This is a genomic window from Nocardioides nitrophenolicus, from assembly GCF_016907515.1.
GTDB classification, from domain to species: Bacteria; Actinomycetota; Actinomycetes; order Propionibacteriales; family Nocardioidaceae; genus Nocardioides; species Nocardioides nitrophenolicus.
Map to the genome: position 1 here is coordinate 2,257,461 of NZ_JAFBBY010000001.1, position 25,552 is coordinate 2,283,012.

The 25,552-nt window shown below is 73.5% G+C and carries 26 protein-coding genes; 11 read left to right on the top strand and 15 right to left on the bottom strand.

Annotated elements, in window-relative coordinates; genetic code table 11:
• Positions 1-4: 4 nt before the first annotated feature.
• The 5 genes from JOD66_RS11100 to JOD66_RS11120 form a co-directional block, all read right to left on the bottom strand.
• Positions 5-1,444 (bottom strand): Vgb family protein, encoded by a 1,440-nt coding sequence (locus JOD66_RS11100; RefSeq protein WP_204836907.1) that lies wholly within the window; start codon positions 1,442-1,444, stop codon positions 5-7.
• Positions 1,445-1,592: 148 nt separating this feature from the next.
• The gene (locus tag JOD66_RS11105; RefSeq protein WP_204836908.1) at positions 1,593-3,020 is read right to left on the bottom strand and encodes a Vgb family protein; all 1,428 of its coding nucleotides are present in this window, start codon (positions 3,018-3,020) and stop codon (positions 1,593-1,595) included.
• A gap of 61 nt (positions 3,021-3,081) precedes the next feature.
• On the bottom strand, positions 3,082-3,858 hold the full coding sequence (locus tag JOD66_RS11110; RefSeq protein ID WP_204836909.1) for a M14 family zinc carboxypeptidase: 777 nt from the start codon (positions 3,856-3,858) through the stop codon (positions 3,082-3,084).
• 10 nt (positions 3,859-3,868) lie between these two features.
• Positions 3,869-6,181 carry a sodium-translocating pyrophosphatase gene (locus JOD66_RS11115; protein ID WP_204836910.1) on the bottom strand — a complete coding sequence of 771 codons (2,313 nt, stop codon included), beginning with the start codon at positions 6,179-6,181 and terminating at the stop codon, positions 3,869-3,871.
• A 326-nt stretch (positions 6,182-6,507) separates the two neighbouring features.
• The gene (locus JOD66_RS11120) at positions 6,508-6,837 is read right to left on the bottom strand and encodes an STAS domain-containing protein (protein WP_204836911.1); all 330 of its coding nucleotides are present in this window, start codon (positions 6,835-6,837) and stop codon (positions 6,508-6,510) included.
• 135 nt (positions 6,838-6,972) lie between these two features.
• Between JOD66_RS11120 and sftH the strand changes: the two genes are divergently transcribed.
• A complete protein-coding gene (sftH, locus tag JOD66_RS11125) occupies positions 6,973-9,336 on the top strand; it encodes a DEAD/DEAH box helicase (protein ID WP_307823436.1) in 2,364 nt (787 codons plus the stop codon).
• Between the two features lie 77 nt (positions 9,337-9,413).
• Complete coding sequence (locus tag JOD66_RS11130) at positions 9,414-9,725, top strand: hypothetical protein (RefSeq protein ID WP_204836913.1); 312 nt, start codon at positions 9,414-9,416, stop codon at positions 9,723-9,725.
• Positions 9,726-9,749: 24 nt separating this feature from the next.
• Here JOD66_RS11130 and JOD66_RS11135 read toward each other — a convergent pair whose 3' ends face one another.
• The 7 genes from JOD66_RS11135 to ssd form a co-directional block, all read right to left on the bottom strand.
• On the bottom strand, positions 9,750-10,118 hold the full coding sequence (locus tag JOD66_RS11135) for an Rv3654c family TadE-like protein (RefSeq protein WP_204836914.1): 369 nt from the start codon (positions 10,116-10,118) through the stop codon (positions 9,750-9,752).
• On the bottom strand, positions 10,115-10,471 hold the full coding sequence (locus JOD66_RS11140; RefSeq protein ID WP_204836915.1) for a TadE family type IV pilus minor pilin: 357 nt from the start codon (positions 10,469-10,471) through the stop codon (positions 10,115-10,117). The genes JOD66_RS11135 and JOD66_RS11140 overlap by 4 nt, the downstream gene beginning before the upstream one ends.
• A gap of 100 nt (positions 10,472-10,571) precedes the next feature.
• Entirely contained in the window at positions 10,572-10,751 is a 180-nt protein-coding gene (locus JOD66_RS11145; protein WP_204836916.1) for a DUF4244 domain-containing protein, read from the bottom strand.
• A gap of 172 nt (positions 10,752-10,923) precedes the next feature.
• Positions 10,924-11,667 (bottom strand): type II secretion system F family protein, encoded by a 744-nt coding sequence (locus JOD66_RS11150; protein WP_204836917.1) that lies wholly within the window; start codon positions 11,665-11,667, stop codon positions 10,924-10,926.
• On the bottom strand, positions 11,660-12,442 hold the full coding sequence (locus JOD66_RS11155) for a type II secretion system F family protein (protein ID WP_204836922.1): 783 nt from the start codon (positions 12,440-12,442) through the stop codon (positions 11,660-11,662). Before JOD66_RS11155 ends, JOD66_RS11150 begins: the two co-directional genes overlap by 8 nt.
• Positions 12,442-13,611, bottom strand: a complete 1,170-nt coding sequence (locus JOD66_RS11160; protein ID WP_307823437.1) for a TadA family conjugal transfer-associated ATPase — start codon at positions 13,609-13,611, stop codon at positions 12,442-12,444. The genes JOD66_RS11155 and JOD66_RS11160 overlap by 1 nt, the downstream gene beginning before the upstream one ends.
• A complete protein-coding gene (ssd, locus tag JOD66_RS11165) occupies positions 13,608-14,699 on the bottom strand; it encodes a septum site-determining protein Ssd (RefSeq protein ID WP_204836924.1) in 1,092 nt (363 codons plus the stop codon). Before ssd ends, JOD66_RS11160 begins: the two co-directional genes overlap by 4 nt.
• Positions 14,700-14,840: 141 nt before the next feature.
• Here ssd and JOD66_RS11170 point away from each other — a divergent pair, with 141 nt between their 5' ends.
• Positions 14,841-15,650 (top strand): HAD family hydrolase, encoded by an 810-nt coding sequence (locus tag JOD66_RS11170; RefSeq protein WP_204836925.1) that lies wholly within the window; start codon positions 14,841-14,843, stop codon positions 15,648-15,650.
• A 311-nt stretch (positions 15,651-15,961) separates the two neighbouring features.
• On the opposite strand, the gene JOD66_RS11175 is transcribed toward JOD66_RS11170, so the two are convergent.
• Positions 15,962-16,690, bottom strand: coding sequence for an oxidoreductase (locus JOD66_RS11175; RefSeq protein WP_204836927.1), 729 nt, complete (start codon positions 16,688-16,690; stop codon positions 15,962-15,964).
• Between the two features lie 74 nt (positions 16,691-16,764).
• On the opposite strand from JOD66_RS11175, the gene JOD66_RS11180 reads away from it, so the two are divergent.
• From JOD66_RS11180 to JOD66_RS11210, 7 genes are read left to right on the top strand one after another with little or no spacing between them, the layout of a single operon-like run.
• Positions 16,765-17,037, top strand: coding sequence for a type II toxin-antitoxin system VapB family antitoxin (locus tag JOD66_RS11180; RefSeq protein ID WP_204836928.1), 273 nt, complete (start codon positions 16,765-16,767; stop codon positions 17,035-17,037).
• Positions 17,037-17,423: a type II toxin-antitoxin system VapC family toxin gene (locus JOD66_RS11185; protein ID WP_204836930.1), complete on the top strand. Its 387-nt coding sequence runs from the start codon at positions 17,037-17,039 to the stop codon at positions 17,421-17,423. The genes JOD66_RS11180 and JOD66_RS11185 overlap by 1 nt, the downstream gene beginning before the upstream one ends.
• Positions 17,424-17,474: 51 nt before the next feature.
• Positions 17,475-18,398 (top strand): class I SAM-dependent methyltransferase, encoded by a 924-nt coding sequence (locus JOD66_RS11190; RefSeq protein ID WP_204836932.1) that lies wholly within the window; start codon positions 17,475-17,477, stop codon positions 18,396-18,398.
• Between the two features lie 46 nt (positions 18,399-18,444).
• Complete coding sequence (locus JOD66_RS11195) at positions 18,445-19,566, top strand: sensor histidine kinase (protein ID WP_204836933.1); 1,122 nt, start codon at positions 18,445-18,447, stop codon at positions 19,564-19,566.
• Entirely contained in the window at positions 19,563-20,315 is a 753-nt protein-coding gene (locus tag JOD66_RS11200) for a LytR/AlgR family response regulator transcription factor (protein ID WP_204836935.1), read from the top strand. The genes JOD66_RS11195 and JOD66_RS11200 overlap by 4 nt, the downstream gene beginning before the upstream one ends.
• 18 nt (positions 20,316-20,333) lie before the next feature.
• Complete coding sequence (locus tag JOD66_RS11205; protein ID WP_204836937.1) at positions 20,334-20,714, top strand: hypothetical protein; 381 nt, start codon at positions 20,334-20,336, stop codon at positions 20,712-20,714.
• Complete coding sequence (locus tag JOD66_RS11210; protein ID WP_204836938.1) at positions 20,714-22,210, top strand: sodium/solute symporter; 1,497 nt, start codon at positions 20,714-20,716, stop codon at positions 22,208-22,210. The genes JOD66_RS11205 and JOD66_RS11210 overlap by 1 nt, the downstream gene beginning before the upstream one ends.
• On the opposite strand, the gene JOD66_RS11215 is transcribed toward JOD66_RS11210, so the two are convergent.
• Positions 22,200-23,408 (bottom strand): MFS transporter, encoded by a 1,209-nt coding sequence (locus JOD66_RS11215; RefSeq protein ID WP_204836940.1) that lies wholly within the window; start codon positions 23,406-23,408, stop codon positions 22,200-22,202. The genes JOD66_RS11210 and JOD66_RS11215 overlap by 11 nt on opposite strands.
• Before the next feature lie 131 nt (positions 23,409-23,539).
• Here JOD66_RS11215 and JOD66_RS11220 point away from each other — a divergent pair, with 131 nt between their 5' ends.
• Positions 23,540-23,989 (top strand): MarR family winged helix-turn-helix transcriptional regulator, encoded by a 450-nt coding sequence (locus tag JOD66_RS11220; protein WP_204836946.1) that lies wholly within the window; start codon positions 23,540-23,542, stop codon positions 23,987-23,989.
• A 6-nt stretch (positions 23,990-23,995) separates the two neighbouring features.
• Here JOD66_RS11220 and JOD66_RS11225 read toward each other — a convergent pair whose 3' ends face one another.
• Positions 23,996-25,450, bottom strand: a complete 1,455-nt coding sequence (locus JOD66_RS11225) for a calcium-binding protein (RefSeq protein ID WP_204836947.1) — start codon at positions 25,448-25,450, stop codon at positions 23,996-23,998.
• Positions 25,451-25,552: the final 102 nt, after the last annotated feature.

The following is a 25,552-nucleotide window of genomic DNA, read 5'->3' on the forward strand; positions in this document are numbered from 1 at the left end:
GCGGTCAGCGGGTGAGCTTGGCCTTCTTGGTGCTCTGCGCGCCGGTCGCCGCGGTGAGCACGACCTTCACCTTCACCGCCCTGCTGCGCGCCAGCACCTTGCGGCCGGCCTTGGTGAGCTTGACGCTCACCTTCCCGCTGCTGCCGGCCGGTACGGCGTAGCCGCCGGCAGCGACCTTCTTCTTGCCGGCCTTGACCACGACGCTCCCCGAGCAGGCGAGCAGGCCGTCGCCGCACGAGACCGTGAGCGTCGCCTTCTTGCGCTTCTTGTCCGCCTTGATCTTCTTCTTCGCGGTCACGGGTGGCTGAGCGTGCGGGATGAGCTGGGAGTTGGCGCCGACGTTGACGTTGGTGACCCACAGGCTCTCCCGCGGGACCCGCACGATCGAGTTGTTGGTCTCGTCGGTGAACCAGATCGCGCCGTCGGCGCCGTAGGTGAGCGAGGTCGGCGCGTAGTTGCCGACCTGGACGATCGCGCCGACCCCGGCCGGGTTCACGTGCCCGATGCCCTTGGCCGCACCCACGCTGGTGAACCACACATTCCCGTCAGCGCCGGTGACCAGGCTGCGCGGCGCCGTGCGGTCGCCCGTGCGGATGGTGCCGACCTGGCCGTTGTCGGCGACCCAGCCCACGTCGCCGTCGCCGGGCGAGGTGAACCACGTGCCGGACGAGGAGCGACCGAACCAGACCTTGCCGGTCGGACCGGTCGCGACCGAGTACGGATAGCTGACGCCCGGCGGCAACGGGTAGGCCACCCCGCCGTTGCCCGCGGCGTTGACCTGGATCAGATTGTCGCTGTCCTGGCACCACATCAGGCCGTCGCGACCGCGGCCGAGCGCGCCGTCGCACTCGGGGGCGTTGGCGTCCCAGGAGTCGGCCTCGCCGGTGAGCGGGATCCGGACGATCCCGTCCTGGTCGAAGGACATGCTGGCCCACGCCGCCCCCGGACCCACGCGGATCTGCCTGCCGTACGGGTAGTCGTAGGTCCAGGTCGTCCCGGACAAGGTCGCCGGGGAGAGCCGCGAGATCTTCCAGCCCTGGTCCCAGATCACCCACACCCGTCCGGCCGAGTCGATGTCGAGGTCGATCACCCAGCTGTCGGAGCTCGACTGCGGCGGGAGGTTGTACTCGGTGATGACGCCGCCGGGTGTGATCCGACCGATCCGGTTCTTGTCACGCTCGGTGAACCACATGTCGCCGTTGGGGGCCGTCGTGATCCGGCCCAGCCCGGCCGCGCTGGTCGGGACCGGGAAGACCTGGACGGCGCCCGACCTCGCCGCCGGCCGCGGCGCCGTCCGTTGCGCGACGGTGAGACGGGTCGGTTCGCCGCCGCCATCGCCACCGCCATCGGCGGCGGCTGCCGGGGGTAGGCCGAGCCCGGCGCACACGAGCGCGAGCACGCCCGCCGCCACCGCCTTCCTTCGGATCGGGGCAGATCGCGTCATCGGGTGCGCTCCTTCGGACGGGGCGCGGCACGAGGCGCCCGGGACGACATGCGGGCGCGCCACCTACCCCGTCCGACGGTCGGCACTCTCGAGCGAGCACATCCCTGCGCAGAACGTCGATTCAGTGGTCAGGTCGGGCCTGAGGGGGTCAGCGCACCTTGCGGATCGGTGAGTCCACCGCGGCGCAGCCGGCCTTGGCCTTGGCGCGCACGAAGTACCTGCCCTTGGGCAGGCGGGACTTCGCGACGGTCACCTTGAACCCGCCCGACACCTTGGCCTTGCCCTTCGCCACGAGCACGGACTTCTTGCCCTTGGCCCGGCGGACCTGGACCTTGCCGGCGACACAGCTCGGCGACGCGGCACTGACCGTGCCGACGAAGATCCGCTTCGCCCCCTTCTTCTTGACCCTGAACGCGACCATCCGGCTCTGGACCCCGGAACCCGCGCCCACGTCGACGTTCGTGCTCTGGAGGGCACTGGTCGGGACCCGCACGATCGCGTTGTTCACGTCGTCGGTGAACCAGACGGCTCCGTCCGGGCCGAAGGTCAGGCCGCGCGGCTGCCAGCTCCCGACCTGGGTGACCGCGCCCATCCCGGCGGCGTTGACGTGCCCGATGCCCTTCGCGACCCCGATCGAGACGAACCACATGTTGCCGTCGGGACCGAGCCGCAGGGACCGCGGCGCCACCTTCTGGCCGACGGGGATCACGTGCGCGTCGGAGCTGCCGAGGTCGAACCAGCCGACGCTGCCGTTGCCCGGGGAGTAGAACATGCTGCCGCCGTTGTCGCGACCGAACCAGATCGCGCCGTTCGCACCGGCGGCGAGCGAGTACGGGTAGGTCGCGTCCTGGGGCAGCGGGTAGGCCTGGGTCGAGGTGCCGTCCGGGCTGATCCGCTTGACGTTGGTCTCGACGTCCTTGGTGCACCACATGGTGCCCTGCGCGCCGCGAGCGATCTCGTTCTCGCAGGCCGGGTTGTTGCTGACCTGGACGGCTCCGTTGACGATCCGCGCGACGCCGTGGGTGTCGTAGCCAAGGGTGATCCACGGGGTCGCGCCGTCCGGTCCGATCCGCAGGTGCTGGCCCCGGGGGTACGCCGAGATCTCCAGGTTCGTGACGCCCGTCTGGCCCTGGTCCGGATAGAAGCCGAGGACGTAGCGGCCGCTGTTGTAGAGCACCCACACCTTGCCGTCGGCCGCCACGTCGACGTCCTTGACCGTGCTGTACTCGTTGTCGGCATACAGCGTCCACTCGGTGAAGCTGCCGTTCGTCTTGAGCCGCCCGACCCGACCGGCCCAGCCCGACGCGGAGTTGCTGTCGGGCTTGGCGTTGCGCTCGGTGAACCAGAGGTCACCGTTGGGCGCCGTGGTGATCCGGCCCAGCCCGGCACCGCCGGTCGGCACGTTGTACGCCGTCGTCCCGTCCGCCTGCGCCTGCCCGACCACCCGATCGTGGCGGACGACGCCCGGAGTCGGGTCGTCGCGGCCGTCCGCGTGCGCCACCGGGGCCAGCGTCATCAGGCCGAGCGTCACGGCCATGACCATCGCCCGGCCGACCCGAGCACGTCGCATCGTCATGGCGCCGACCTACCCCGGCCTCCTTCTCAGGAAACCATCGCCTGTTGCGAAACTGGCGAGGTCAATGGACGCGGGCGGCACGCAGGATCCCGCGACCCGCGACCTTGGTGCGGTAGCGGTGGGAGGTGCGGGCGCCGTACTCGATGGTGGTGGCGGCGCCGTACTCGCCCAGGGTGGCGTCGTACCAGGCGGTGAGGGTCGGGGCGTCGGTTCCCGACGGGTTGCCGACGCCGAGGTAGCGGCGTGGCAGGTGCAGGAACCGGGCCAGCCGCCTCTCCCACTTCCCGTGGCCGCCGCGCCCGATCGCCCGCAGCGGCTGGTGGATCGAGGCGATCAGGTCCGGCTGGACCTGGCTCAGGAAGGCGATCATAGCCTTCGTCTCCGGCTCGCTCGCCGGTCGCGGACCGCCCCAGTAGCGGGTGCCGCGGCGGGCGCCGGACCAGCCGTCGGTCGGCCAGTTGCGGTTCAGGTCGACGCCACGGCCGTTGGTGCGGGAGCCGCGCGCGTTGCCGTCGGGGTTCATGGTCGGCACCACCCAGACCCCGGTGCCGGGGCGCGGGTGGGCGTGGTCGCGGATCCAGCGGGCGGTGGCGATCCCGTCCTTCTCGTCGCCATGCATCTGGCCGAGCACCAGCAGGACGTGCGGCGCGCCCTCCTCGCCACGGTAGTACGCGCGGATCGGGCGGCCGCGGGCCGAGGTGCCGATCACGACCGAGCTCTCGACGTACGACGTCGTGGCGGCGCTCGCGGGGGCGGCGCTCGTCGGGGCCGGGACGACGAGGACCGCGCCGGCGACGACCACCAGGGTCGCCGCCAGCGCGGTCAGGAGTCGACGCATCCCGAGCCGGTCAGGCCGATCCGGCGACCGACGGCTCCGTGGCGTCGTCGTCGATCGCGGAGGTGCGCTGCTTGGAGATGTAGACCGCCGCGAAGATGCCGGCCGCGGCGGCGAGCGCGATGAGGATCCGGACCAGGTCGTTCTCGTCCTCGCCGTAGGAGAGGCTGACGATGGCGCCGACGATCAGCAGCGACACGAGGTTCATCACCTTGAGCAGCGGGTTGATCGCGGGGCCGGCCGTGTCCTTGAACGGGTCGCCCACGGTGTCGCCGGTGACCGTGGCGGCGTGCGCCTCGGAGCCCTTGCCGCCGTGGTGGCCGTCCTCGACCAGCTTCTTCGCGTTGTCCCAGGCGCCACCGGCGTTGGCGAGGAAGACCGCCATCAGGGTGCCGGACGCGATCGCACCGACCAGGAAGCCCGCCAGCGGGCCGACGCCGAGACCGAAGCCCACCGCGATCGGGCTCAGGATCGCCAGGATTCCGGGCGTGGCCAGCTCGCGCAGCGAGTCACGGGTGACGATGTCGACCACGCGGCCGTACTCCGGGCGCCCGGTGCCCTCCATGATCCCGGGGATCTCGCGGAACTGGCGGCGCACCTCGAAGACGACCGCGCCCGCCGCCCGGCCGACGGCGTTGATCGCCAGTCCGGAGAACAGGAACACCACGCCCGCACCGAGCAGCGCGCCGACGATCAGCTTGGCGTCGTAGACCAGGAACTCCTCGCTCAGCACGTCGCCGGCATCGGCGAACGCGCTCTGGGTGTACGACGCGAACAGGGCGCTCGCCGCGAGCACGGCCGTCGCGATCGCGATGCCCTTGGTGATCGCCTTGGTCGTGTTGCCGACCGCGTCCAGCTCGGTGAGGATCTGGGCCCCCTCCTCGCTCACGTCGCCGGACATCTCGGCGATGCCCTGGGCGTTGTCGGAGACCGGGCCGAAGGTGTCCATCGCGACGATGACGCCGACCGTGGTCAACAGGCCGCAGCCGGCCAGGGCGACGGCGAACAGCGCCAGGCCCGTCGTACCGCCGGCAAGGAGGGCCGCGCCGAACACCGCCGCGCCGATCACGATCGCGGTGTAGACGGCGGACTCGAGACCGACCGACAGGCCGGAGAGGATCACGGTGGCGTGACCGGTGAGGGAGGTGCGGGCGACGTCGTTGACCGGGCGGTGCTCGGTGCCGGTGAAGTAGCCGGTCAGCGAGAGGATCGCCGCCGCCAGGACGATGCCGATCGCGACGGCGCCCGCCGCGAACAGCTGCGGGCTCAGGTCGGCGTCGGCGCCGGTGCCGAACTCGCTCCACTCGCCCGGCAGGTAGACGAACGCGGCGATCGCGCTCGCCACCAGGCCGACCGCGGCGGAGATGTAGAACGAGCGGTTGATCGTCGTCAGGCCGTTCTCGCCGGCGCGCGGCTTGGTGAGGTAGACGCCCGCGATCGCGGACAGCGCGCCGATCGCCGGGACGATCAGCGGGAACACCAGGCCCTTGTCGCCGAACGCCTGCGAGCCGAGGATGAGCGCCGCGACCAGGGTGACGGCGTACGACTCGAACAGGTCGGCCGCCATGCCGGCGCAGTCGCCGACGTTGTCGCCCACGTTGTCGGCGATGGTCGCGGCGTTGCGCGGGTCGTCCTCGGGGATGTTCTGCTCGACCTTGCCGACCAGGTCGGCGCCGACGTCGGCGGCCTTGGTGAAGATGCCGCCGCCGACCCGCATGAACATCGCGAGCAGCGCGGCCCCGAAGCCGAAGCCCTCGAGCACGTTCGGCGCCGTCTCCTGGAAGACCATCACCACGACGCTCGCGCCCAGCAGGCCGAGCCCGACGGTGAACATGCCGACGAAGGCGCCGGTGCGGAACCCGATGTTCATGGCCGGGTCGCGTCCCTGCTCGTTGGCCGCGGCCGCGACCCGCAGGTTGGCGCGCACCGCCAGCGACATGCCGAGGTAGCCCACCGCCCCCGAGAACCCGGCCCCCACCAGGAAGAAGATCGACCGGGAGATCCGCACCGCCCACTCCGACTGCAGCCCCGACGCGCCGTCGGCCGTGTGGGCCGGGAGCGCGAGGAGGACGACGAACGCGATGGCCGCGAAGATCGTCAGGGTCCGGAACTGGCGGGTGAGGTAGGCGTTCGCCCCCTCCTGGACCGCCTGGGCGATGCGCTGCATGTTCGGCGTGCCCTCGCCCGCGCGCAGCACCTCCGATCTGAACAGCACGGCCATGCCGAGTGAGCCGAGGGCGATCGCGGCCACGATCGCCACGAGGGCGAGGTCGCCCCCGCTGACTTCGACATCTGCTACCTGCGGGACGACGAACGAACGGGGCATACGACTGCCTCCTGGGGGGTTCAGGTTCGGCCACGGGGGCCAGGTCTGAGATCGTGCCCGGAGTCTACGCAGAGTGTGGCGCAGAACACATGGAGGTTGTGACGTGGCTCACATGAGTTCGGCGAGTTTCGTCGACTACTCGCGTGGTCTGTGCCGAGCAGCGGGAGGGCCGGATCGCGCAGCGAGCCACACCGGTCCGGAAGGGGTCTCCGTCGCGCCGCCCGCCGTTTCTGCACGGAGGAGCGAGCGAGGAACGAGGGAGCGCGCGGGGGAGGAAGAAACGGCGCCGAAGGCGGCGCGACCTGCCGGAGCGAAGCGACGGCGAATTAAACGATGGCGTCGGCCGAGTCGTGGATCACGAAGACCTTGGCCAGCCCGGTGATCTTGAAGATCTTGAGCAGCCGGTCGGCGTTGCAGACCAGCTCGAGCGAGCCGTCGTGGGCGCGGACCTTCTTCAGGCCGCCGACCAGGACACCGAGGCCCGTGGAGTCGAGGAACTCGACCGCCTGCATGTCGACGACGATCTGGTACGTGCCGCCCGCCACGAGCTCGGTGATGGTGTCGCGGAGCTTCGGGGCGGTGTAGACGTCGATCTCGCCACCCACGGCGACGACGGTGCGCCCACCGACCTCGCGCGTCGACAGTGTCAGATTCACGACCTCACCCCGGGCTAGATTTTTCTCCGTCTGGTGGCACTTATCAAACCATGCCCGGCGCGCGCACGCGCAAGGAGCGGACATCCCGTCGGTATGCCTGCGGTTTGTGTCGGGGGTCCGAGAGACAATCGAACGGTGACCGCCCAGCCCGATCTCGACGTCGCGCCGACCCGGCGACGCGACCCCGAGGCACTGCTCGACCGGCTGGTCGCGCTGCCCTCGCGGGCGGACCGACTGACCCATCGCGCCCAGGTTCCCGCGCGGTCCGCGCGGACCGCGGCCTGGCCGGCGTGGGCCGATCCGGACGTCGTCGCGGCGTACTCCGCGCGCGGCGTCGCCCTGCCCTGGCAGCACCAGGTGGCCGCCGCCGAGGCCGCCCACCGAGGTGCGCACGTCGTGGTCGCGACCGGCACGGCATCCGGCAAGTCGCTCGCGTACCTCCTGCCCGCCCTCTCCGACGTCCGTGCCGCCCGCGGGCCCCGGGGACAGCGCGGCGCGTCGGTGCTCTACCTCGCGCCCACCAAGGCGCTGGCCCACGACCAGTGGGCGGCGATCCGCGACCTGGGGGTCGACGTACGGGTGGCGACGCACGACGGCGACTCCACTCCCGAGGAGCGGGAGTGGACCCGCGACCACGCCGAGTACGTCCTCTCCAACCCCGACATGCTGCACCGCTCCCTGCTGCCCGGCCACGAGCGCTGGACCTCGTTCTTCCGGTCGCTGCGCTATGTGGTGATCGACGAGTGCCACCACTACCGCGGCGTGTTCGGGGCCCACGTCGCCCAGATCGTGCGTCGGCTGCGGCGGATCTGCGCGTTCCACGGAGCCTCGCCGACCTTCGTGCTGGCGTCCGCCACGGTCGCGGACCCCGATCTCACCGCCCGCCGGATGACCGGGCTCGACGTGGTCGCGGTGACCGAGGACGGCTCGCCCCGTGGCGCGCTCGCGCTCGGGCTGTGGGAGCCGCCGCTGACGTCGTACCAAGGGGAGAACGGCGCACCGGTCCGCCGCCCCGCCACCGCCGAGACCGCCGACCTGCTCGCCGACCTGGTGGTCGACGACGTCCGCACCCTCGCCTTCGTGCGCTCCCGCCACGGCGTCGAGACCGTGGCCCGGCGCGCCGGCGAGCTGGTCGAGGAGGTCGACCCGTCGCTGGCCGGCCGGGTCGACTCGTACCGCGGTGGCTACCTGCCCGAAGAGCGCCGCGCGCTCGAGCGGGCCCTGCGCAGCGGGCGGCTTCTCGGCATGGCCGCCACCAATGCGCTCGAGCTCGGCATCGACATCAGCGGGCTCGACGCCGTCGTGGTCACCGGATATCCCGGTACCCGCGCGGCCTTCTGGCAGCAGGTCGGTCGAGCCGGGCGCGACGGCGGCGGCGCGCTCGGGCTGTTCGTGGCCCGCGACGACCCGCTCGACACCTATCTCGTCCACCACCCCGAGGCACTGCTCGGCCGACCGGTCGAGGGCACCGTCTTCGACACCGACAACCCCTACGTCCTCGGACCCCACCTGTGCGCGGCCGCGCAGGAGCTGCCCGTCACGGTGGCCGACGCGCCGCTGTTCGGCCCCCGGATGCGCGAGGTCCTCGGCTCGCTCGTCGAGCGCGGACTGCTGCGCCGCCGCGCGGCCGGCTGGTACTGGACCGACCGGGCCCGGGCCGCCGACCTCGCCGACATCCGCTCCGCCGGCGGCGCCCAGGTGCAGCTCGTCGAGGCCGACACCGGCCGCGTGGTCGGCACCGTCGACGGCGGCCGCGCCCACAGCACCGCCCACCAGGGCGCCGTCTACCTCCACCGCGGCGAGACCTGGCTCGTCGAGTCACTCGACCTCGACGAGCACGTCGCCACCCTGCGCCGCGCCGACGTCGACCACACCACCACCGCTCGCGACGTCACCGACATCGAGATCGTCGAGGAGCGCGAGCACGTCGACTGGGGGCCCTGCCGGGTCACGTTCGGCACCGTCGAGGTGACCAGCCGGGTCACGTCCTACCTGCGTCGGCGGACCCGCACCGGCGAGGTGATCGACGAGAAGCCGCTCGACCTCCCCGCCCGCACCCTGTCGACCGCCGCGGTCTGGTGGACCGTGCCGGACTCCGTCGTCGCCGAGCTGCTCAGCGGCTCCGGGCTCACCCCCGCCGACCTGCCCGGCGCCGCCCACGCCGCGGAGCACTGCTCCATCGGCCTCCTTCCACTGTTCGCGACCTGCGACCGCTGGGACATCGGCGGCGTCTCGACCGCCCGCCACCCCGACACCGGCGTCCTCACCGTCTTCGTCCACGACGGCCACCCCGGCGGCGCGGGCTTCGCCGAGCGCGGCTACCTCACCGCCGCCGCCTGGCTGCGCGCCACCCGGGCCACGATCGCGGCCTGCGAATGCGCGACCGGGTGCCCGTCGTGCATCCAGTCGCCGAAGTGCGGCAACGGCAACGACCCGCTCGACAAGGCCGGCGCCGTCGTACTGCTGGACGCACTGCTGCGGGAGGCGCCGATCTCCTAGCCGCCCCACGGAGTCGGCTGGGCCGGGGTGGGCACGGGGTCGGCGCGATTCGGGTCGAGTCCGAGTAGCCTGCCGACATGCTGCTCCTCGGACTGGTCGTCCTGGTCGTCGGTGTGATCGGGCTGGTGCTCAGCTTCTTCGGCGCCAGCATCGACTACAAGCACCGGTCCGCCGAGATCCTCAACTGGGACGTCGCGCCCGGGACGCTCGTGCTGTGGGGCGCCGTCTCCACGCTGCTGGTCGTGCTCGGCCTGTGGATGATGAAGGCCGGCGCGAAGCAGGGCTGGAAGCGCCGCAAGGAGCAGAAGCGGCTCTCCGAGCTGTCCGAGAAGCTGGACCAGGTGGAGCTGGACCGCCGGCGGAACGAGCTGGCGGACGACGAGGGCTGACGAGCGCCGCGGGCGGCCGTCGAGTCACGGGCCGCGGGCGGTGGCGGGGCCGGCGCGGGCCGTGGCGGACAGGTCGTGGGTCTGACCGAGCCAGCGAGGTCCGGGGACGCGGACTTCGACGGTGACGTCGAGGTCGTCGACCCAGCAGGAGACGAGTCGAGCGCCGTTGGCGCGGGCGATGTCGACGGCGGCCGCGCAGGGACCCGGTGAGGCGGCGGTCGCGCCACCAGTGGCGAGGCTGGTGGCGGAGGCGAGGGCGGCCAGGTCAGCGGCGGCCTGGGCGCGGCGATGGGCGACGACGAGTGCACCGACGACGCCGGCGGCGGCACCGGTGAGGAGCAGTACGCCGGCCATGGCGACGGTGAGGACGGTGGCGGCACCCCGCTGGCTCATCGGTCCGCTTCCCGTGGCCCGTCGGCGCCGGGCTCGGTGAGCGCGACGGCGTCGGCGCGCAGTGTGGCGCCCGGGATCGCGCCGAACAGCCCGCCAGGTCCGCGGATCCGCCCCCGGGCGCGGACCACGACGCGATCCCCGGAGCGGGAGATGGACAGCCGGGTGCCGGGTGGCGCGACCTGTTCGCCGAGGGCGAGCGCGGCTGCTGCGTCGTCGCCGCGCGCGAGGGCACGGGCGGTCTCGCGGGCGGCGTCGAGGGTGCGGATCTGGCCGACCGCGACCGCGAGCAGCCAGGCCAGGCCCGCGGTGACGGCCAGCAGCACGGGCAGGGCCAGGGCCAGCTCGGCCGTCACCGCGCCACGCTGGCCACCGCTCCGGCCACGGAGCCCGGCGCGGACGCGGCGCCCGGCAAGACGGCGGCGCACCGCCGTCCGGCGCTCCCGGGAGCGGGGGTCAGCCGAGCCCGAGCAGCTTGAGCACATGGTCGAAGAGCGTCTTGATCAGCTTGTCGCCGAAGCCACCGGTGAGCAGCTTGAAGAGCAGGCCGGCGAATCCGGCCGCGGCTGCGGTGGCGACGGCGTACTCGGCGGTCGTGACGCCGCGTTCGGAGGGGCGAGGGGTGGGCAGGGACAAGGGTCTCTCCGTTCGTGAAGGGCCGCGGGATCGCGGCTGTGGGACGAGATTGGGGGATGGGGGTGGAGAGGGCGGGGTGGGGCGAGACGGGGCTGTGGAGAGGGAGCGGGAGAGGGGGTGGTTGGGGAGGACGAGTGGCTGGGGGTGGTGCAGATGTGGCTTGTGGGGTGACTCAAGGCGCGATGGTGGTGGCGAGCGAGACGGCGAGCGGGACGATGCCGAGGAGGAGGAAGGAGGGGAGCAGGCAGACGCCCAGGGGGACGGCGGCCCGGACCCCCACGGCTCGGGCCCGGTCCTCGACCTCGGCCCGGGCGCGAGCCCCGAGCTCGTCGGCGAGCGCCTCGACGGCGCCGACCACGGGCGCGCCGGTGCGGTGGGCTCGGCCGAGTGCGCGGCCCAGTGGAGCGAGGTCCGGATCGTCGGCGAGGCGGGTCCAGGTCGCGGCGGCGTCACCGCCGAGGCGCAGCCGGGCGGAGACGTCGGCGAGGCGCTCGGCGGCCGGACCGGGGAGCGCGCGGCAGACCAGCTCGATCGCGTCGGCGGGAGCCGCGCCCGAGCGGAGGGCCGCGGCGAGGAGGGTGACGACGTGGGGCAGGTCGCGGCGTACCTGCTCGCGGCGCAGCCGCACCGCCTTCGGCTCCGTCCGAGCCGCCGCGGCGGCGACCGCAGCCCCGACCACGACTCCGGCGGGGAGCGCGAGCGGCCCACCGAGCAGCGCGGCCGCGCCGGAGCCGGCGAGCAGCGCCCAGAGCAGCCGGGCACGACGGAGGAGCCCGTCGCCGGCGCCCGGGTGAGGAGACGGGTTCGCGAGGACGCGCGTCGCATCGGGGACGACCATGGCAGCGGTCGGACGGGGCAGCAGGCCGAGGAGCGCGCCGAGACCGGCGAGCAGACCGACCAGCGCCGCCTCACCCATGGCGTTCGATGTCGCGGGCGATGGCCTCGATCCAGACCAGGCCGGCGTACCCGGCGGCCAGTCCGCCGACGAGGCAGGCCAGGCCGCGGGGCTGCCCGAGCAGGAAGCGCAGCGGGTCCGCGCCCGCCCCCGACCCGAGCACCAGGGCGAGTCCGGGCAGGGCGGCGAGCAGCCGGGCGGTCGCGCGCGCCGAGGCCAGCTCGCCTCCGACGATCCGACGGGTGCGCTCCCCCGCCCGGAGGTCGGCGGCGACCCGGGCGAGCGTGTCGGCGAGCCCGTGACCGGTGCGGTGCGCGACCTGCCAGGCGCCGGCCACCACCCGGAGCGCATCGCCACCCGGCGCCGCGGCGAGGGAGCGGAACGAGGCCACGACATCGCCACCGGCCCGGGCCGCGCGGGCGGCGGGGGCGACGAGCGGCCACTCGACAGCGGCCCGGTCGAGGGCGGCGGCCGGGGTCTGGCCCGCGGCGAGCTCGGAACGGAGCGCGTCGCAGAGGTCGACCACCCGATGCCGTACGTCGGTCGCGGCCCGGTCGCGACGTCGAGCGGAGACCGCGCGCACGACCGCGACGGTGAGCGCGAGACCGAGCAGCGGCAGGACCAGCCCGGCGGTGGAGCCGTGGGCCAGCACGCTCACCGTCGCGGCGGCGCCCGCCGTGAGGAGCACGGGTCCGTGACCCCGTGGGGCCGCCGAGGTGGCGCGGAGCCGAGGTGGGCCCGGCGTCAGCAGGAGCAGGGCGCCGGCGGCGAGCGCCGCGACCAGGAGTGCGGCCATCACCGGCTCCCGTCGAGCAGGTCGCGGAGCCGGCCGGAGCCCGGGCCGGCGCTGGGTGCGCCGGCGGTGTCGAAGGCGACCGCGACCTCGGTCCGGGCGAGACCGCCCGCCGCTCCGACGACCACCCCGAGCTCGCCGAGCCGGCGGCGGCCGGAGCCTCGGTCACGGCGGAGGTGAAGGACGACGTCGAGGCCGGCGACCAGCTGGCTGTGGGCAGCCTCACGAGGCAGGCCGGCGCCGAGGGCGAGCGCCTCGATGCGGGCAGGGACGTCGGCGGCGGAGTTGGCGTGGAGGGTGCCGCACCCGCCCTCGTGGCCCGTGTTCATCGCGGCGAGGAGATCGACCACGGCGGCGTCGCGGACCTCGCCGACGACGAGACGGTCAGGACGCATCCGCAGCGCCTGGCGGACCAGGTCGCGCAGCGCGACCGCGCCGGCGCCCTCCAGGTTGGCCGGGCGCGCCTCGAGGCCGACCAGCTGGGGATGGTCCGGGCGCAGCTCGGCGGCGTCCTCGACGACCACGATCCGCTCGCCCGGATCGACGGCGCCGAGGAGCGCGGCCAGCAGCGTGGTCTTGCCGCTGCCGGTGCCCCCGGTCACGAGGAACGAGAGCCGGGCGTCGACCACCCGCCGGACCAGCTCGACTCCGGCGTCGCTGAGCATGCCGGCGGCGTGCAGCTCGGCCAGGCCGAAGCCGCCGCGGCGCGGGATCCGCAGCGAGATGGCGGTGCCGGGCTGGGCGAGCGGAGCGAGCAGCGCGTGACAGCGGGTGCCGTCGGGCAGCCGGACGTCGGCCCAGGGAGCGGCGTCGTCGAGCCGTCGGCCACCGCCGGCCACCAGTCGCTGCGCCAGGCGACGGCAGGACTCCTCGCTGGCCAGGACGACCTCGGTCGCCTCCACGCCGTGGCCCCGGTCGATCCGCACCGGCCCGGGACCATTGACCAGGACGTCGGTGACGCCCGGCAGCCCGAGCAGCGGCTCCAGCGGACCCGCGCCGATCACGTCGCGACGCAACGCCTCGTAGACCGCGAGCACCGTCGCGTCGCCGACCGGACGACCAGCGGCGCGCAGCGCGTCGGCGACCCGGTGCGGGCCGAGCTCGCCCGGCGTGCGGGCCAGACGGGCACGCACGTCCTCCACCAGGCCGGAGACGTCGGGATCGCCGATCACGCCGCGATCCCGACGGCGGGCGTGTCGAGGACCTGCGCCGCAGCCCGCGCCAGCGGACCGCGCAGCGAGCGCAGCGGCCCGAAGCCGAGGTCCACCGACTCCGCGAGCGCACGCTGGTCGCGCATCTGGACGCGCACCGGCAGCCCCACCGCCCGCGCGACCTCCGCCGCGGCGAAGGACTCGCCGCGCAGCACGACGCCGGGGGCGGCGTGGTCGAGGAACCGGGCGCGCATCCGAGCGGCGCCGGCCACTCCGACGACGCTGCCGAGGGTCACCACGAGCAGCTCGTCGCAGCGGGCGGCGACCTCGTCGATCAACGGGTCGGGCGAGCGGGGCAGGTCGACGACGACGACCTGGTGCCCGCGACGGGCGGCCGACAGCGCCTCGCGCACCGCGAACGCCTGCAGGCTCTGGGGCCGCCCGCCGACGTACCACGACAGCACGCCCAGACTCCCCCGCCGCGGCAGGGCCTCGCGCAGCGAGCGCGCGGAGAGCCGGCCGGTGGTCTGGCACAGCGCGTCCCAGCGGAAGCCCTCGCACCGCTCGAGGCCGAGCATCCGATCGAGACCGGGCCCCTGCGAGTCGCAGTCGACGACGACGGCGTCGCCGGAGCGGGCGGCCCACTGGCCGAGGGCGCAGGCGAAGGTGGTCGCGCCCGCGCCGCCCGTGCCGCCGATCACCCCGATCACCCGGGCGCGGTCGGGCTGGCGTTCGGTGAGGTCGGCGAGCAGCTCCACCAGCCAGCCGGCGCAGGCGGGCACCTCGAGGACGTTCTCGGCGCCGAGGTCGAGCGTGGTGCGGAACAGCTGGTCGGGCGGACGGGGACCGCTGACGACATAGCTGCGCGGACGGGGCTCGGGGGCGACCTGGACCATCGCGGCCGCGAGGTCGGCGCCGACGAGGACGACCGGCGCGTGGCTCCACGAGACCAGGGCGGTCAGCGGGTCGCGCGCGATCGTCGGGGCCACGTCGGCCGCGGCGGCGAGCGGCAGCAGCTCGGCCAGCAGGTCGTCATCGGCGGTCACCACCAGGGGAGGCACGTCCGCGGGACGGGCGTGCGGGGTCGGACTGGGTCGGTTGTGGGTCATGACCAGGTTCTCGCCAGGCCCCGTCCCGACCATGCGAGGACCGCGACGGCCTGGGGACGAAGGCACCACGGGGGCGGGCTGTGGACGAGCGAGGGCGGCGCGGGAGACGGGTGGGGCCCATGGGATCCCTAGACTGGAGCCATGGCCTTCGCGGGTACGCCGCCCACCGCCGCGTTCTTCGACCTCGACAAGACGATCATCGCCAAGTCGAGCGTGCTGGCCTTCAGCAAGCCCTTCCAGGCCGGCGGTCTGATCTCCCGGCGCGCGGTGCTGCGCTCGGCGTACGCCCAGTTCGTCTTCATGGTCGGCGGTGCGGACCACGACCAGGTCGAGAAGATGCGGCAGTTCATGTCGCAGCTCACCGCCGGGTGGGATGTCGCGACGGTCCGCGAGATCGTCGCCGACACGCTGCACAACATCGTCGACCCCCTCGTGTACGACGAGGCGGTCCGCCTCATCGACGAGCACCACGCCGCGGGCCGCGACGTCGTCATCGTCTCGACGTCGGGCAGCGAGGTGGTCGAGCCGATCGGCGCGCTGCTCGGCGCCGACCGGGTGGTCGCCACCCGGCTCAAGGTCGAGGACGGCCACTACACCGGGGAGATCGAGTACTACGCCTACGCGGAGGAGAAGGCGAACGCGATCCTCGAGCTGGCAGAGAGCGTCGGGTACGACCTGGCGAACAGCTACGGCTACTCCGACTCGGTGACCGACGTACCCATGCTCGAGGTGGTCGGACATCCGCACGCGGTCAACCCCGACAAGGAGCTGCGCAAGATCGCGGCCGCGAAGGGCTGGCCGGTGCTGGTGTTCACCCGGCCGGTCGCGCTGCAGTCGCGCCTGCACCTGCCGCCGCCGAAGCCGACCCTCGCCGCCCTCGCCGTGGGCGGTGTCGTCGCGGTCGGCGCCGCGGTCTGGCTCGGCGCCCGACGGCGCTCGCTCAGCGCCTGACCAGCGGCCCGAGACGTCTGCCCCCAACCGGCCAGCGTTCCCCGTCGGCACCGAAAAGACAACCCTTGAAGGTCGCCGGACAGCGGCGTACAAAGGACATCAAGAACTCAAGAGCAACACGTGGTCCCGGTACCCACGCGGCGATCTACCCTTCTGAATTGGGCGCTTGCGTCCGGAAGACTTCCGGAGCAGTTGTTGATGGTGCACGCCTGGTAGCCATGATCACGTGTCAGCGGTGGCACCCGAGACACTCGATGGCTCGGGTGCCACCTGCATTTGCCGACCTTCTCGACCCGCTCGACCTACTCGACCTACTCGATGTCGCGCACCAGCGGGCTCGCCTCCGCGGCGGCCGACCAGGCCTCGACGGCGTACAGCAGCCAGGAGTGCATGCCGGCCCGGCCGCCACTGGCCCAGCCGCGGAGGTTGGACTCGTACTCCGCGCGCAGGGCGAGGTGCGCGGCCTCCGGTACGACGAGCGACTTCTCGTCGACGCCGCGGGCGGCCGCGACCAGCCGCTCGGTCGCGCGCGCCACGATCCCGTTGTGGGAGCCGAACGGCGCGGCGGTGACCAGCTCGGCATGCACGACGGCCGCGACCGCGAGGGCCGGGGCCTCGGTCGGCGCCGTGATCAGCTCGGCGATGCCGCGCAGCCGGGACGCCGCCTCGCCGTCGCGGGGCCGGCCGAGCAGCTCGTCGGGCAGCACGCCGCGGGCCGCGAGGGTGTGCATCCGCGCGAGGGCCTGGATCGGCTGACGACGGACGACGGGCACCAGGGAGAGCAGCTCGGTCGCCAGGCGTACGGCGTCGGCCGCGATCTCGTCGCCGTCGCCGGCCCGGACCTCGGCGAGCGTCGACGCCGAGCCCTCGAGGACGGCGCTGGCGTGGGCGCCGCGCAGCAGCGACTCGGCGGTCAGCTCCGGGCTGGTCCGCCGCAGGCCGCGGTCGCGGAGCACCACGTCGATGCCGTCGCGGGCGCCGGCGAAGCCGGACGGGACGCCCTCGAGGGAGATCAGCCAGGCGTGCGGGTCGGTGGTCACGGAGGAAGCGTAGAAGGGTAGAAAGGTAGAAAGTGTCGGGGGTGTAAGGGTAGAGTGCGGTCAGGAGGTCCGGCATGAGCCTGAACATCAAGAACGAGCGGGTGCACGCGCTGGCGCGGGAGGCTGCCCGGATCACCGGGAAGAGTCAGACGAGCGTGATCGAGGAGGCGCTGGTGAAGCTGTTGGCGGAGTACGGCCTCGATCCGGTCGAGGCCGACCGGAAGCGGCGGATGGATGCGGTCACTCAGATCGCGCTGGAGTGGCAGGACCTACCCGTGCTCGACGGTGAGGATCGCATTCGCGAGGTCGAGGATCTGTACGACACCGAGACCGGGCTGCCCGTCTGATGATCATCGACAGCTCGGCATTGATAGCGATCCTTCGCGACGAGCCAGAACGCGAGCAGTTCGCCGAGCTCCTCCTCAGCGAGCCCAGCAAGATCTCAGCCGCCAACTGGTTCGAAGCCGCCATGGTCGCGGACAGCTCCCGGGTCCGCGCCGGAGATCGGCTCGATCGACTCATCGACGTCACGGGCCTGACGATCGAGCCGGTCACCGAGGCGCACGCCCGCGCCGCTCGGATAGCGTTCCGCCGCTATGGCAGGGGCTCGGGCTCTCGCGCCCGGCTCAACTTCGGCGACTGCTTCGCCTACGCCCTGTCTGCGACCTCGGGCGAACCACTGCTCTACAAGGGGGAGGACTTCACGCACACTGACATCCTCAGCGCCGTCTGAGGCCCGCGTGCCTCCGCGATCCGGAGCCGCTCCCGCCGTACGCTCGCCCCGATGGCTACCGACTCCACTCCCGACGCACCCGGCCTCTGCTTCGGCAGCGTGGCCGAGGCCTACGACCGCGGACGCCCCGGCTACCCGCGCGAGGCCGTGGCGTGGGTCGCGGGCGAGGAGCCGCTGGCGATCCTCGAGCTGGGGGCCGGGACCGGCAAGCTGACCGAGCACCTGGTCGCCCTCGGACACGACGTGCACGCGACCGACCCGGACCCGCGGATGCTGGACCGGCTCGGGACCCGGCTGCCGGAGCTGCGCGTCTCGCAGACGGCGGCCGAGGAGATCCCTGCGGCGGACGCGACGTACGACCTGGTGATCGCGGCCGACGCCGACGCGTGGTTCGACAGCGACCGGGCGCTGCCGGAGATCGCGCGCGTCCTCAAGCGGGGCGGGACGTTCGCGGTGGTGCGCAACATGCGCGACGAGCGGATCCCCTGGGTCAAGCGGCTGGGCAACCTGATCGGACACCACGCCACTGGCGAGGGCATCGGCGAGGCGATCGACTCCTCGCCGTACTTCGGGCCGGCGGAGGAGTCGTTCTTCAAGCACTGGCAGGTGATCGACCGAGCGTCGGTCCAGGACCTCGCGCGCTCGCTGCCCGACGTCGCCGGTCTCGACCGGGCGGGGCAGGACGCGAAGGTCCAGGAGGTGCTGGCGTTCTACGACGACTTCGGTCGCGGCATGGACGGCATGCAGCTGCCCTGGGTGACCGAGTGCTTCCGGGCGGTGGTCGGGATCCAGCCGAAGACGATCCGGCAGGAGCCCACCCCCACGCCGAGCGCGACGACGGCCGGGGAGCCCGCCGCCGAGGAGGCGCCTGACCGCGACGTGGTCGGCGAGGACACCGTGCCGGTGGCGCTGGCGCCCGCGGTCGAGCCGCCGGCCGACGACGACTCGGGCATGCTGCTCATCGACTTCCGCTGACGCCGGTCGACGCCCATCACGGCGCCGGGTGCGGCACCATGGGCGGATGCGAGGCGGGCGGTGGTGGCGCCGGGACCACCTGGGGACGGATGCGGACCGGGCCGCGTTCCGGGCCCTGCACCAGGCGTCGCTGGCGGCGCCGGCGCTCCGCGAGGGGCTGACCAGCGCCAGTGCGGAGCGGGCGATCCGACATCTGCGCGCGCTGCTGGGGACACCGGCGCTGGCGATCACCGACACCGAGGCGGTGCTGGCCTGGGACGGGGTGGGCGACCACCACCTCGACCAGGCGGCGGTCGAGGGGCTGCTGGCGATCGAGAAGGGCAGCACCCGCACGGTCGACCGCGACCAGCTCGGCTGCTCGGTGGGCGGCTGCCCGGTGCGGACCGGGGTGGTGAGTCCGCTCGTGGTCGAGGGTCGGGTGCTGGGCACGGTGCAGGCGTTCGCGCCGACGCCGACGGCGGGCCTGGTGCGGGCGACCGAGGAGGTGGCGGAGTGGGTGTCGGGGCAGCTGGAGCTGGCCGAGCTCGACGCCCACCGCAACCGGATGATCGAGGCCGAGGTGCGCGCGCTGCGGGCCCAGATCAGTCCGCACTTCGTCTACAACTCGCTCAACGCGATCGCGAGCTTCGTGCGCACCGACCCGGACCGGGCGCGCGAGCTGCTGCTGGAGTTCGCGGACTTCACCCGGTACTCCTTCCGTCGCCACGGCGACTACACCACGCTGGCCGAGGAGCTGCGCTCGATCGAGCGCTACCTCCTCCTCGAGCAGGCACGCTTCGGGGACCGGCTCCAGGTGACACTCAACATCGCGCCGGAGGTGCTGCCGGTCGTCGTCCCGTTCCTGTGCATCCAGCCGCTCGTCGAGAACGCCGTGCGCCACGGCCTCGAGGGCGCCGACCAGACCGGGCATCTCACGATCCTCGCCCACGACCGGGGACACGAGGCGGTGCTGGAGGTCGAGGACAACGGGGTCGGCGAGGACCCGGAGCGGGTACGCCGGGCGCTGGCCGGCGACAGCGAGCTCGACTCCGTGGGCCTAGGGAACGTGGACGCCCGGCTGCGCGCGAGCTTCGGTGACGACTACGGTCTGGTCGTGGAGACCGCTCCGGGGGCCGGGACCAAGGTGATCGTGCGGGTGCCGAAGTTCGCGCCGGGCGTGAGCGCATGAGCGCGCCGGGCGGCGGCCTGCGCGTGCTCGTCGTCGACGACGAGCGACCCGCGCTCGACGAGCTGAGCTACCTGCTCGACGCCGACGACCGGGTGGGCGAGGTGATCGCCTGCCAGTCGGCCACCGACGGGCTGCGGATCCTGCGCGAGCGCGAGGTCGACTGCGTCTTCCTCGACATCCAGATGCCGGGCCTGACCGGCCTGGAGCTGGCGGAGGTGCTCGGCCGGTTCAAGCAGCCGCCGCCGGTGGTGTTCGTGACCGCCCACGAGCAGCATGCGGTCGATGCCTTCGACCTGCACGCCGTCGACTACGTGCTCAAGCCGGTGCGGCCCGAGCGCCTCGCCGAGGCCGTACGCCGCGTGCTCGGCGGCGCCTCCCCGGCCCCGGCCGCGGCGGACGCCCAGGTCGCGGTGGAGCGCGGCGGCGTCACGAGGTTCGTGGATCGCGCCGACATCACGCACGTGGAGGCGCAGGGCGACTACGCCCGGCTGCACACCATCGCGGGCGACGGCTACCTGGTCCGGGTCCCGCTGACGACGCTGGAGGAGGAGTGGGCGGAGGCCGGGTTCCACCGGATCCACCGGTCCCTGCTGGTGGCGCTGGCGCACGTGACCGAGGTGCGCAGCGACGCCGGCCGCACCTCGGTCGTGGTGGGCGGCAGGTCCGGTGGCACCGAGCTGCCGGTGAGCCGGCGCCACACCCGCGGGCTGCGCGACGTCCTGGTCCGCCGGGCCCGCGCGGGAGGCTGAGATGCGCGGGAGGTCGAGATGACCGAGCGGGTGCGGGTCACCGGGCCGCCGCGGCACACCCCGGCCGGGAGGGCGGCGAGCCGGCTCGGCGACGTGCACGAGCAGACCGCGCTGGGTGACGTCTACCTCCGCTCGCTGCTGCGCGCCCAGCTCGGCCTGGCCGCCGGGCTGCTCGCGCTGCTGGCCGTGACGCTGGGCGTGCTCCCCCTCGCCTTCCACCTGGCGCCGGCGCTGGCCGACGTGCGCCCGCTCGGGATCCCGCTGCCGTGGCTGGTGCTCGGCGTCCTCGTCCATCCCTTCCTGCTGCTGCTCGCCTGGCGCTACGTCCGCAGCGCGGAGCGCAACGAGCAGGTCTTCGCCGACCTGGTCGGCGGGGAGAGCGGACCCGGGGAGGACTGATGGAGCGCGCCGACGTCCCGGGCCTGGTCGCGGTCGTGCTGGTCACGGTCGCGACGCTGGCGATCGGCACCTGGGGGCTGCGCTTCTCCCGCACCACGAGCGACTTCTTCGTCGCCTCCCGGACGGTGCGGCCGGGACTGAACGCGTCGGCGATCGGCGGGGAGTACCTCTCCGCCGCGTCCTTCCTCGGCATCGCCGGGCTGCTGCTAGTCGGCGGTGCCGACATGCTGTGGTACCCGGTGGGCTGGACCGCCGGCTACCTCGTGCTCCTGGTGCTGGTGGCCGCGCCGCTGCGCCGCTCGGGTGCCTACACGCTGCCCGACTTCGCCGAGGCCCGGCTCGGCTCGCGGACCGTGCGCGCGGCCTGCTCGCTGCTGGTCGTCGGCATCGGCTGGCTGTACCTGATCCCGCAGTTCGAGGGCGCCGGCATCACGCTGCGCTCCGCGATCGGCGCGCCCGAATGGGTCGGCGTGCTGGTGGTGGCGGCGATCGTGCTCGCCAACGTGACGTCGGGCGGGATGCGGTCGGTGACCTTCGTCCAGGCCTTCCAGTACTGGCTCAAGCTGACCGCGCTGCTCGTTCCCGCCGCCGTGCTGGTCGCGGTCTGGTGGGGCGACGGCCGACCGGGCGGCGCCGGCGGCGGCGACTGGTCCTACCCGGTGGCGGGCGACGGCGGGGTCGGGCTGTACACGACGTACTCGCTGATCGTGGGACTCTTCCTCGGGACGATGGGGCTGCCGCACGTGGTGGTGCGCTTCTACACCAACCCCGACGGCCGCGCCGCCCGGCGTACGACGGTCGCGGTGCTCGCGCTGCTCGGGCTGTTCTACCTCTGGCCGCCGGTGTACGCCGCCCTCGGCCGCGTGTACGGCGACCGGCTGGTCGCCGAGGGCCGCTCGGACGTGCTGGTGCTGGAGCTGCCGCGGGCGATGCTCGACGGGGTGGGCGGCGACGTACTGACCGGGCTGGTCACCGCCGGCGCGTTCGCGGCCTTCCTGTCGACCTCCTCCGGGCTGGCGATCGCGGTCGCGGGCGTGCTCACCCAGGACGTGACGAGCCGGCTGGTCAGCGAGCAGCGAGGGGTGGCGGCCTTCCGGCTCGCGGCCATGGTGGCGGTGGTGATCCCGGTGCTGGCGGCGCTGCTGGTCCGCAATGTCGGCGTGGCGCAGTCGGTGGGGCTGGCGTTCGCAGTGGCCGCGTCGACCTTCTGCCCGCTGCTCGTGCTCGGCATCTGGTGGCGCCGGCTCACCGACGCCGGCGCCCTCGCCGGACTGGCCGCCGGCGGCCTCGGCGCCGGGGGCGCGGCGATCGCGACCCTGGCCGGCTACGCGCCTGGCGGGTGGGCGGGCGCGCTGCTCGGCCAGCCGGCCGCGTGGAGCGTGCCGCTGGCGGTGCTGGTGATGGTCACCGTCTCCCTCGCGACCGCGGACCGGGAGCCGGCGCACGCCCGCCGCTTCCTGGTGCGGCTGCACACACCGGAGTCACTCAGCCGCTGACCACCGCCGCCTCAGGTACGTCGAGCGCCCGCCGCAGCTCGCCGCCCGGCGCCTTCGCCGCCAGGGCGAGCACCACGAGCCCGAGCACGGTGATGCCGGCGCCCGCCCACAGCGGCGAGGTGTACCCGAGGCCGGCGGCGAGGGTAAGGCCGCCGAGCCAGGCACCGAGGGCGTTGCCGAGGTTGAAGGCGGCGATGTTGGCGCCGGAGGCCAGGGTGGGCGCGGTGCTGGCGAAGTGCATCACCCGCATCTGCAGGCCGGGCACCGTGGCGAAGCCGACGCCGCCCATCAGCAGCAGCGAGAGGACGGTCAGTGGCTTGCTGCCGGCGGTGAGTGCGAACGCGACGAGCACGACGGTGAGCGCGGCGAGGACGACGAGCAGGGTGCGGGCCAGGTCCCGGTCGGCCGCACGGCCGCCCGCCACGTTCCCGACGAACAGCCCGACGCCGAACAGCACGAGCAGCCACGGGACCGTGCCGGCGGCGAAGCCGCTCACCTCGGTGAGGGTGAACGCGATGTAGGTGAAGCCGCCGAACATGCCGCCGAAGCCGAGGACGGTGACCACGATCGAGAACCAGACCTGGGGGCTGCGGAAGGCGGCGAGCTCGGTGCGGGCGCTCGTCGTACCGGACCTCCCGTCGGCGTCGGCGCCGCGGGCGGCCGGGACGAGGGCGGCGATGCCGGCGAAGGCGAGCACGCCGATGACGGTGATCGCCCAGAAGGTGGCGCGCCAGCCGGCGGCCTGGCCGAGGAAGGTGCCGAGCGGGACGCCGAGGACGTTGGCGAGGGTGAGCCCGCCGAACATGAAGGCGATCGCGCTGGCCCGCCGCTCGGGGGCGACCAGGCCGGCGGCGACGACGGAGCCGATGCCGAAGAAGGCGCCGTGGCACAGCGCGGCGACGACGCGGCCGGTCATCATCGTGGCGTAGTCGGGGGCGACGGCGGAGATCAGGTTGCCGAGGATGAAGAGCACCATCAACCCGAGCAGCGCGGTCTTGCGCGGCACCCGAGTGAGGGCGAGGGTCAGCGCGATGGCGCCGACGGCGACGCTGAGCGCGTAGCCGGAGATGAGGTAGCCGGCGGTGGTCTCGGTGACGGCGAAGTCGTCCGCGACCTCGGGCAGCAGGCCCATGATCACGAACTCGGTGAGGCCGATCCCGAACCCGCCGATGGCGAGGGCGAGGAGTGCGACAGGCATGAGGCTTCCTGGTGGTGACGTGGGCAGATAGTCCGCGTATGCACTAGTTGCACACGCTGCCTATTTATAGTTGCACGCGCGCACTATCCGCGCAACCCAGGTATGCTGGAGGCCGGCTGACAGGAGGACCCATGGGCATCGCCGACGACGCGGTCGAGATCCGCACCCAGGGCTGGCGCACGCTCGCCGCCCTGCACGGGCTGATCGAGACCGCCCTGGAGAAGGCGCTGCAGCGCGACCACGACCTCTCGGTCGTCGAGTTCACCGTCCTCGACGCGCTCAGCCGCCAGGACGGCTGGCACATGCGGATGCAGCAGCTGGCCCGCGCGGCCGCGCTGTCCGCCTCCGCGACCACCCGGCTGGTCACCCGGCTCGAGAACCGCGGCCTGCTCACCCGGATCCTGTGCGCCGACGACCGGCGCGGGATCTACACCGAGCTCACCCCCGCGGGACGGGCCCTGCTGGAGAAGGCGCGCCCGCTGCACGACGACGTGCTGCGTACGACGCTGGACCAGGCCGGCGAGGTCCCCGAGCTCGCCGGCCTGGTCCGCTTCGTCGGGACGGTCAGTCCCGTCGCCTGACCGGGGCTACGGCAGCTCGGTCGAGCCGAGGTCGAACTGCCATTCACGGTAGTAGCCCTCGCCGAGGTCGAGGCGCGAGCCGCCGAAGATCCGCCCGGTCTCCGGGTCGCGGACCCCGTCGAGCACCCGTCCGCCGGTGAACAGCGCGACCACGTGCGGACGCTGGCTGGTCGGGCACACCAGGGTGACCTCGAGCTGCTCGGGACCACCGACCTCGATGGAGTAGCCGGTGCCCTCGAGCGGCACCCGCAGGTCCGCCCACAGCTCGGACTGGTCGTACGCCGCGGCGGCGTCGAAGGTGCACGTCCCCGCCCGGGAGGCGGTGTAGTCGCCCGAGGCCGACTCGAGCTCGTAGAACACCTTGCCGTCGAACTCCTTCTGCCTCACCAGGGTCATCCGCAGCCGCCAGGTCGCGATGTCGACCGCGCCCGCGCCGTAGTCGTTGTAGGTGGTGCCGGACAGGGTGCCGAACCACCGCTCGGGCAGCTGCTCGCCCCGGCAGGAGCGGGTCACCTCCGCGGTGCAGACGTCCGGATCGGTCGGCGAGTTCTCCGGTCCGCCGGGCGCCCCGCCGTTGCACACGTCGCGGCCCGGTCCGCCGTCGCAGACGTCGATGCCGAAGCCGCCGTTGAGCTCGATGTCGTCACCACCGCCTCCGGAGATCCGGTCGTTCCCGTCGCCGCCCGAGATGACGTCCGGCTCCGGACCGCCGTGCAGCTCGTCGTCGCCGCCCTGGCCGTCGAGCGTCGTGCGCGCCCATGCGGTCTTGAGCACGTCATTTCCCTCGCCGCCGTACAGCGCCTGGCCGTCGGCGCCGGTCGCCATCGTATCCGCGCCGTCCTCGCCGTAGCCGGCGCCGCCCGCGCCGGGGCCGAGGGTGATCACGTCGTTCCCGGGGCCACCGCGCAGCACGTCGGTGCCCTCACCGCCGTCGACGGTGTCGTCGCCCGCACCGCCGGTCACCAGGCGGTCGTCCCCGCCTCCCGCCATGATCCGGTCGTTGCCGGGCCCACCGTCGATGGTGTCCGGGAACGGCCCACCCTCGAGCACGTCGTCGCCGGCGCCGCCGTCGAGGAGCGTCGCGGCGCGCGTCGTCCGCAGGACGTCATTGCCCGCACCGCCATACAGCCCGGTGTCGTCGGCCTCGGCGACCAGCAGGTCGCGGCCCGCGTCGCCGAACAGCAGCCCGCCCTTGCCGGGACCCGACCGGATCCGGTCGTTGCCGCCGCCACCGCAGATGACGTCGCGACCGCCCTTGCCGTCGATCCGGTCGTTGCCGCCCCGGCCGACGATGACGTCGCGCCCCGGGGTGCCCGTGATCCGGTCAGCCTTGTTGGTGCCGACGATGGTCGCCTTCAGGCCGCCGCAGCGTGGCTTCGCGGCCTCGGCGCCGGCGGTGATGCCGATGCTCGCCGGCAGCGCGAGCGCCAGGGCGAGGACGGGGAGGAGGGTTCGTCTCATGCGCCGAGGATCGGCGCCCGCGCTTGTCGCCGGCTTGCGGCCGGCTTGGGCCCGGTTCATGGAGATGGTCGGACCGGCCGTTCCAAGCGGATTCCAAGTGGC

Coding starts and splice junctions, on each gene's coding strand:
- JOD66_RS11130 (WP_204836913.1), top strand. CDS start 9,414: ATGCTGCTCCTCGGACTGGTCGTCCTGGTCGTCGGTGTGATCGGGCTG.
- JOD66_RS11225 (WP_204836947.1), bottom strand. CDS start 25,450: ATGAGACGAACCCTCCTCCCCGTCCTCGCCCTGGCGCTCGCGCTGCCG.
- JOD66_RS11215 (WP_204836940.1), bottom strand. CDS start 23,408: ATGCCTGTCGCACTCCTCGCCCTCGCCATCGGCGGGTTCGGGATCGGC.
- JOD66_RS11155 (WP_204836922.1), bottom strand. CDS start 12,442: ATGGCCGCACTCCTGGTCGCGGCGCTCGCCGCCGGCGCCCTGCTCCTG.
- JOD66_RS11170 (WP_204836925.1), top strand. CDS start 14,841: ATGGCCTTCGCGGGTACGCCGCCCACCGCCGCGTTCTTCGACCTCGAC.
- ssd (WP_204836924.1), bottom strand. CDS start 14,699: ATGACCCACAACCGACCCAGTCCGACCCCGCACGCCCGTCCCGCGGAC.
- JOD66_RS11190 (WP_204836932.1), top strand. CDS start 17,475: ATGGCTACCGACTCCACTCCCGACGCACCCGGCCTCTGCTTCGGCAGC.
- JOD66_RS11205 (WP_204836937.1), top strand. CDS start 20,334: ATGACCGAGCGGGTGCGGGTCACCGGGCCGCCGCGGCACACCCCGGCC.
- JOD66_RS11100 (WP_204836907.1), bottom strand. CDS start 1,444: ATGACGCGATCTGCCCCGATCCGAAGGAAGGCGGTGGCGGCGGGCGTG.
- JOD66_RS11105 (WP_204836908.1), bottom strand. CDS start 3,020: ATGACGATGCGACGTGCTCGGGTCGGCCGGGCGATGGTCATGGCCGTG.
- JOD66_RS11220 (WP_204836946.1), top strand. CDS start 23,540: ATGGGCATCGCCGACGACGCGGTCGAGATCCGCACCCAGGGCTGGCGC.
- JOD66_RS11195 (WP_204836933.1), top strand. CDS start 18,445: ATGCGAGGCGGGCGGTGGTGGCGCCGGGACCACCTGGGGACGGATGCG.
- JOD66_RS11210 (WP_204836938.1), top strand. CDS start 20,714: ATGGAGCGCGCCGACGTCCCGGGCCTGGTCGCGGTCGTGCTGGTCACG.
- JOD66_RS11115 (WP_204836910.1), bottom strand. CDS start 6,181: ATGCCCCGTTCGTTCGTCGTCCCGCAGGTAGCAGATGTCGAAGTCAGC.
- JOD66_RS11110 (WP_204836909.1), bottom strand. CDS start 3,858: ATGCGTCGACTCCTGACCGCGCTGGCGGCGACCCTGGTGGTCGTCGCC.
- JOD66_RS11135 (WP_204836914.1), bottom strand. CDS start 10,118: ATGAGCCAGCGGGGTGCCGCCACCGTCCTCACCGTCGCCATGGCCGGC.
- JOD66_RS11150 (WP_204836917.1), bottom strand. CDS start 11,667: ATGGGTGAGGCGGCGCTGGTCGGTCTGCTCGCCGGTCTCGGCGCGCTC.
- JOD66_RS11185 (WP_204836930.1), top strand. CDS start 17,037: ATGATCATCGACAGCTCGGCATTGATAGCGATCCTTCGCGACGAGCCA.
- JOD66_RS11180 (WP_204836928.1), top strand. CDS start 16,765: ATGAGCCTGAACATCAAGAACGAGCGGGTGCACGCGCTGGCGCGGGAG.
- JOD66_RS11200 (WP_204836935.1), top strand. CDS start 19,563: ATGAGCGCGCCGGGCGGCGGCCTGCGCGTGCTCGTCGTCGACGACGAG.